Origin of the sequence: Salinivibrio sharmensis (genome assembly GCF_001995985.1) — a bacterium.
In the GTDB taxonomy this organism is placed as follows: Bacteria; Pseudomonadota; Gammaproteobacteria; order Enterobacterales; family Vibrionaceae; genus Salinivibrio; species Salinivibrio sharmensis.
In genome coordinates this window covers 1-6,381 of the sequence record NZ_MUFC01000030.1, presented here as the reverse complement: position 1 = coordinate 6,381, position 6,381 = coordinate 1, and the positions used below count along the sequence as shown (strand labels likewise).

Sequence of the window (6,381 nt, the reverse complement as noted above, 5' to 3'; positions counted from 1 at the left end):
CAGGGCAGGTTCCCAGCCGTTACTCACCCGTCCGCCGCTCGACGTCCAGCAAATCCACCGAAGCTTCAATGCTGCCGTTTCCGCTCGACTTGCATGTGTTAGGCCTGCCGCCAGCGTTCAATCTGAGCCATGATCAAACTCTTCAATTTAAGTTTGGTRTTTCCGTAGAAACTGCTCAATGAATACTGATTACTGTTTMTCTCCGAAGAGAMAAACGAATTGACTGTGCCGAACAACTATAAAGTTGTCGTTTGGTCACTCAGTTCATCGAATAAATCTTTTTGTCTATTCTCAACGAGTGCCCACACAGATTGCATAGGTCAAATTGTTAAAGAGCGACGCCCAATTTTGAGCGGGAGTGGCATTTTACGCCACTTTGGCATCGAGTCAAGCGTTTTGTTTGCTTGGCTGTTTTGCCGTTGTTAGCGCGGTTTGCCGTGCCAACGAGAAGCGCATTATAGAGAGGTAATTTTGTGACGCAAGGGGTTTTTAAGAAAAACTTTCCAGACGAACAAAAACCCAACAAAGTGCATTGTTAGTGAGCATTTCCACCCTAAAACGAGGCAGAAAGCCACCTAAAACTGGTGGCTTTCGTTCCGTAAGCTCTTATTAGTCCTGTTTTGCGATGATTTGGTCGTTTTCAACATCAAGGAAAACAGGCCGCCCAGGAACAAGCTCGCCACTTAGAATTTGCTGAGCGAGTGGATTTTCAATCGTCTGCTGGATAGCACGTTTCAATGGACGCGCACCATAGACAGGATCGAAACCACCTTTAGCGACTTTTGCCAAGGCTGCGTCTGAGACCTCAAGCTTAAAGTCTCTTTCGCCCATACGGTGGGCGAGCTCTTGCATCTGTAGACCTGCAATCTCTTTGATGTGGTCTTCAGCTAATGGATGGAAAACCACCGCTTCATCGATTCGGTTGATGAACTCTGGACGGAAATGATTGGCAGCCACTTCCATCACGGTGCGTTTTATACCCGCATAGTCCAATTCACCGAAATGCGCCTGAATCTGCTCCGACCCAAGGTTTGACGTCATGATCACCACCGCATTGCGAAAGTCGACGGTGCGGCCTTGACCATCCGTCAGGCGACCATCATCCAGCACCTGTAGCAAGATATTAAACACATCCGAGTGGGCTTTCTCTATCTCGTCGAGCAGAATGACAGAGTAAGGACGACGGCGCACCGCTTCGGTCAGGTAGCCACCTTCTTCATAGCCCACATAGCCTGGAGGTGCACCCACAAGGCGAGCCACGGAATGCTTCTCCATAAATTCGGACATATCAATCCGAACCATGGCATCTCGGCTATCGAACATAAACTCGGCGAGTGACTTACATAGCTCGGTTTTACCCACTCCCGTTGGCCCTAGGAAGAGGAATGAACCGATAGGGCGGTTCGGATCCGCCAAGCCCGCTCGGCTGCGACGAATGGCGTTGCCGACAGCACTGACCGCTTCATCTTGGCCAACCACACGCTCGTGAAGCGCTGACTCCATTTTAAGTAGCTTTTCTTTCTCGCTTTCCAGCATGCGCGACACTGGAATACCTGTCTGGCGTGCAATGACATCTGCGATCTCCGCATCCGTGACACGGTTTTTAAGCAACGTCATTTCCTGCATCTCTGCCTGACTGGCAAGATCCAGCTGCTTCTCAAGCTCCGGGATTTTTCCGTATTGCAGCTCTGACATCCGGCTCAAATCACCAGCTCGACGTGCGATTTCCATGTCAGTACGTGCTTGCTCTAAGGCTGCTTTAATGTGTTGTGCACCAGACACGGCAGCTTTTTCAGTGTTCCAGACCTCTTCCAATTCTGCGTACTCACGCTCTTTTGCTTCTAACTCGTCGCGAAGCGTTTCTAAGCGCTTTTGGCTCGCACTGTCTTCTTCTTTTTCCAGTGCTTGCTGCTCTATCTTCAGTTGCACAATACGACGCTCAAGCCTGTCGAGTGAGTCTGGCTTTGAGTCTATTTGCATCCGAATACTGGAAGCAGCTTCGTCAATCAGATCGATGGCTTTATCTGGCAGTTGCCGATCGGCAATATAGCGGTGTGATAAGCTCGCAGCAGCCACGATAGCCGGGTCGGTAATCTCTACCGCATGATGCAATTCATAACGCTCTTTGAGGCCTCGCAAAATGGCCACCGTGTCTTCGACATTCGGCTCACTCACCAACACTTTTTGGAAACGACGCTCTAATGCAGCATCTTTCTCCACATACTGCCGATACTCATCCAGCGTGGTTGCCCCCACACAATGTAGCTCACCGCGTGCAAGAGCAGGTTTGAGCATATTCCCCGCGTCCATGGCACCTTCGGCTTTGCCTGCGCCCACCATAGTGTGCAGTTCATCGATAAAGAGGATGACATTGCCTTCCTCTTTGGCAAGCTCGTTGAGTACCGCTTTTAGACGCTCTTCAAACTCACCTCGATACTTCGCCCCTGCAACTAATGAACCCATATCAAGAGAAAGAACGCGTTTACTGCGAAGCCCCTCTGGCACCTCACCATTCACAATGCGTTGAGCAAGCCCTTCGACAATCGCGGTTTTACCTACACCGGGCTCACCAATCAGCACTGGGTTATTTTTGGTGCGGCGTTGTAACACTTGCACCGTACGACGGATTTCATCATCACGGCCAATGACAGGGTCCAGCTTGCCTTGCTCTGCACGCTCAGTAAGATCGATGGTGAATTTTTCAAGAGCTTGACGGTTCTCTTCCGCATTCGGATCATCGACTTGCTGGCCGCCACGGACTTTCTCTATCGCTTCTTCTACCTTTTGCGACGTCAACCCGTGGCTACGCAACAGATCTCCCAACTGGCCTTTGTCTTCCACCGCAGCCAAAACAAAAAGCTCTGACGAGATATATTTATCTTTACGCTTTTGCGAGATTTTGTCGCACAGGTTAAATAGCGTGCCTAGGTGGTTTGAAAGCTGTACTTCGCCACCCGTGCCAGTGACTTGTGGTAGGCGGTCTAATAACTCAGAAAGACTGGAACGCAACTGGCTCACATCCACGTTCAACATGGTCAATAACGGGCGGATGGCACTGCTGTCTTGGTTCAGGAGCGCGCTCATCAAGTGAACAGGCTCGATGTATTGGTGATCTCGCCCTAATGCGAGTGATTGCGCATCAGATATCGCAATTTGAAATTTACTCGTGAATCGGTCAAGGCGCATAGTTCCTCCCACTTAACACCTCTAATTGATGAATAAATGGGCACGATTGAAGCGCTTTTCAAGCACCTTTGTCGATTTTATTTCACCCGCCAGATGCAGGTTGCCATCCGGCCTGTTTGCCCATCTCGTCGATATGAATAGAACTGGTCAGCTTGTTGATAGGTACAGAACCCTCCCCCATAGATCGCTGTCACACCTACCTGCCTAAGTCGTTGCGTCGCGAGCATATAAAGATCAGCGAAGTACTTGTGGTTGTCAGTAGGCATAAAGGCGACCTTGGCTTCCGGTGACAAAGCGGTAAATGCCTGATACACATCTTCTCCCACCTCAAAAGCTTGGGGACCAATCGCAGGCCCCAGCCAAACGAGGCATCGGCTTGGTTCCTCAAACATCGATAATGTTGATTCCAGCACACCATGTAATAATCCGCGCCAACCTGCGTGGGCCGCCGCGACTTGCTGACCATCGTCACTGCAAAAAAGTACTGGCAAACAATCAGCCGTCATGATGGTACAGACTTGGCCCGTTGTTTCGGCGAAGGCCGCATCTGCCTTGGGATGAGGGTCCTCACTTGGAAGGCACGCGACCTGCGTGCCATGTACTTGGTCCAGCCAGGTAATATCGCCTCCGACCTGCTTTGCAAGTAGCAGTCGGTTTTTTACAACATCATCAGGTGTGTCGCCAACATGCATACCCAAGTTCCAACCCGAAAAGCGCCCATGGCTCACGCCACCAACACGCGTGGTCGTCAGCGCACGTACATTGCTTGGGGCTGGCCAATCGGGCTGGAGGTAGCACATCAGTATTCCTCTTCTCCATATTGGCTTTGATCATCCCTTAGCAGCTCAGTCAGTGCGACCATGTCATCTGGAATCGGTGCATGCCATTCCATTTGCTCGCCAGTGACGGGATGATCTAAACGTAGCATGGCCGCATGTAGCGCCTGGCGCCGGAATTGGCGTAAGCATTGGATGAGCTCATCATCGGCATGACGAGGTGGTTTAGCCTTGCCACCATATAGCGGATCGCCCACTAAAGGGTGGTTTAAATAAGCCATATGGACTCGGATCTGGTGCGTCCGGCCCGTTTCCAAGCGCAAACGTAACCGCGTGTGACCACGAAAATGCTCAGCCACACGGTAGTGGGTGATCGCGGGCTTACCTAATTCATGCACCGCCATGTGGGTACGTTTCGTTGCGTGGCGGCCAATCGGCTTATCCACCAAACCACCACCGGTCATATTGCCAATCGCAATCGCTTCGTACTCACGGGTGATTTTCCGCTTCTGTAGCGCACGCACCAAACGTGTTTGTGCCGGGATCGTTTTGGCGACCACCATCAAGCCAGTAGTGTCTTTGTCCAAACGATGGACTATCCCTGCTCGAGGCACATCTGCTATTGCGGGATACCGATATAACAAGCCATTGAGCAAGGTGCCGTCTGGACAGCCCGCTCCCGGATGCACTACAAGTCCTGCAGGTTTATTGATCACTAACAGGTCGTCGTCTTCAAAAACCACGTCCAATGGAATATCTTGCGGGATCCAACGGTCATCGTCCTCGATTTCCGCGGTGATCTCGACGTTTTCCCCTCCCATCACTTTTTGACGCGGTTTATCAATAGCCACGCCATTGAGTGACACCTGACCGGCTTGGATCCAGGTTTTAATCCGAGAGCGCGAGTAGTCAGGAAACAGCTCAGCGATAGCTTGGTCGAGCCGCTGACCTAGTTGATGATCTTGGATCTGATGGGATAACTCTATCTGTTGTGCCATATCGAACTTTTCTGTGATTTCTATGACTAAACCCTTGCGACAGTCGTTATAGTGGCGCTTGGCATATCGCCTGCAAACGCCTTTTGCTATAGTCGCCTGTCACTGGATAAAATAGCCGGAATAATGACATTGTATCTGTTTGCCGCTGCGACCGTAATCCAGATGGCATAAAAACTTTTCAAGGAAGTGCGATAACCCATGAAACGCCTAACCCTGACTGCGCTACTCGCAGCCTCTCTACTCGCCGGTTGTTCAAGCAACGACCAAGTCGTTCAAGACGATCCGCCATCCAAACTGTATCAGGATGCTGAAGCGCAGTTAAATCAAGGGGCTTGGATAACCGCGATTGAAAAGCTTGAAGCACTGGATTCACGCTATCCTTTTGGTGCTTATTCTGATCAAGTGCAGCTGGACCTTATTTATGCATATTACAAAAATGATGACTTAGCTTTGGCCGAAGCCACGATTGATCGTTTTATGCGTATGCACCCAGCGCACTCAGAAAGTGACTGGGTGGTTTATATGCGTGGTCTTGTCCATATGGGCCAAGATCGTAGCCTCATTCACGACATCCTACGTATGGAGCGGGATGACAGAGACCCGCAACCAGCACGTAAAGCCTTTGCCGATTTTCGTCGCTTACTTGAACGCTATCCCAACAGTGAGTATGCCGCAGATGCCAAAGCGCGGATGACCGCATTGAAAAACCGCCTTGCTAACTATGAGCTCGCCGCCGCTGATTACTACATCCGTCGCGAAGCATGGGTTGCCGCGGTTAACCGTTGCCAGGCGTTGCAGCGTGACTTCCCTGATACAGAAGCAGCACGCGCATCGTTACCCTTGATGCTTAAAGCCTATGAAAAACTCGGACTCGAAGAACCGGCAGAGCGAACAAGAAAACTTATCGCTAAGAATCCAGCGTAATAGCGGCTAACAAGCTTGCTAATAAAAACCTCCGCCAAGGAGGTTTTTTTATATCTATAGATCGGCGGCGCCAAGAAAGCTTCGTCGAGTATAATTGTAATCAACGCTCAGCTTCAGCGCTGAGTGAGAACAACCACACGCTTGTCGATGTATAACGGTTTAGAGGGTTTGAAGCGGTAAGTTATTGAATCAAGACGCGTGACATCTTGCTATAGACACAAAAAAGCCCTGACCGTGAGGTCAGGGCTTGGTGTTCTGCTAATTAAAGGCTTATATCTCTTTGCTTTAAGCAACTGTATTCAAAGCCTGGCGATGTCCTACTCTCACATGGGGAGACCCCACACTACCATCGGCGCTGCTTCGTTTCACTACTGAGTTCGGCATGGAGTCAGGTGGGTCCAAAGCGCTATGGTCGCCAAGCAAATTCGGTAATCTAGAAAGCTGTTCGTTCTCGCCACAATCAACTGGCTTATTTTAAGTCCAACCCAAAACCTCTT

General features: G+C 50.4%; 4 protein-coding genes and 2 rRNA genes. 1 reads left to right on the top strand and 5 read right to left on the bottom strand.

Features of this window, described 5'->3' with window-relative positions:
* From BZG74_RS15325 to rluD, 4 genes are all read right to left on the bottom strand, one after another.
* A 16S ribosomal RNA gene (locus BZG74_RS15325) occupies positions 1-149 on the bottom strand; the annotation flags it as partial.
* 460 nt (positions 150-609) lie between these two features.
* Positions 610-3,186, bottom strand: coding sequence for an ATP-dependent chaperone ClpB (clpB, locus tag BZG74_RS15320; RefSeq protein WP_077773335.1), 2,577 nt, complete (start codon positions 3,184-3,186; stop codon positions 610-612).
* Between the two features lie 77 nt (positions 3,187-3,263).
* Entirely contained in the window at positions 3,264-3,986 is a 723-nt protein-coding gene (pgeF, locus tag BZG74_RS15315) for a peptidoglycan editing factor PgeF (RefSeq protein WP_077773334.1), read from the bottom strand.
* On the bottom strand, positions 3,986-4,960 hold the full coding sequence (rluD, locus tag BZG74_RS15310; protein WP_077773333.1) for a 23S rRNA pseudouridine(1911/1915/1917) synthase RluD: 975 nt from the start codon (positions 4,958-4,960) through the stop codon (positions 3,986-3,988). The genes pgeF and rluD overlap by 1 nt, the downstream gene beginning before the upstream one ends.
* A gap of 198 nt (positions 4,961-5,158) precedes the next feature.
* Here rluD and bamD point away from each other — a divergent pair, with 198 nt between their 5' ends.
* Positions 5,159-5,884 (top strand): outer membrane protein assembly factor BamD, encoded by a 726-nt coding sequence (bamD, locus tag BZG74_RS15305; protein ID WP_069362000.1) that lies wholly within the window; start codon positions 5,159-5,161, stop codon positions 5,882-5,884.
* Between the two features lie 304 nt (positions 5,885-6,188).
* Here the strand turns inward: bamD and rrf are convergent.
* A 5S ribosomal RNA gene (gene rrf, locus BZG74_RS15300) occupies positions 6,189-6,304 on the bottom strand.
* Between the last annotated feature and the right edge of the window lie 77 nt (positions 6,305-6,381).

Excerpts from the sequence above, each read along its gene's own strand:
- clpB (WP_077773335.1), bottom strand. The coding sequence starts at position 3,186 with ATGCGCCTTGACCGATTCACGAGTAAATTTCAAATTGCGATATCTGAT.
- pgeF (WP_077773334.1), bottom strand. The coding sequence starts at position 3,986 with ATGTGCTACCTCCAGCCCGATTGGCCAGCCCCAAGCAATGTACGTGCG.
- rluD (WP_077773333.1), bottom strand. The coding sequence starts at position 4,960 with ATGGCACAACAGATAGAGTTATCCCATCAGATCCAAGATCATCAACTA.
- bamD (WP_069362000.1), top strand. The coding sequence starts at position 5,159 with ATGAAACGCCTAACCCTGACTGCGCTACTCGCAGCCTCTCTACTCGCC.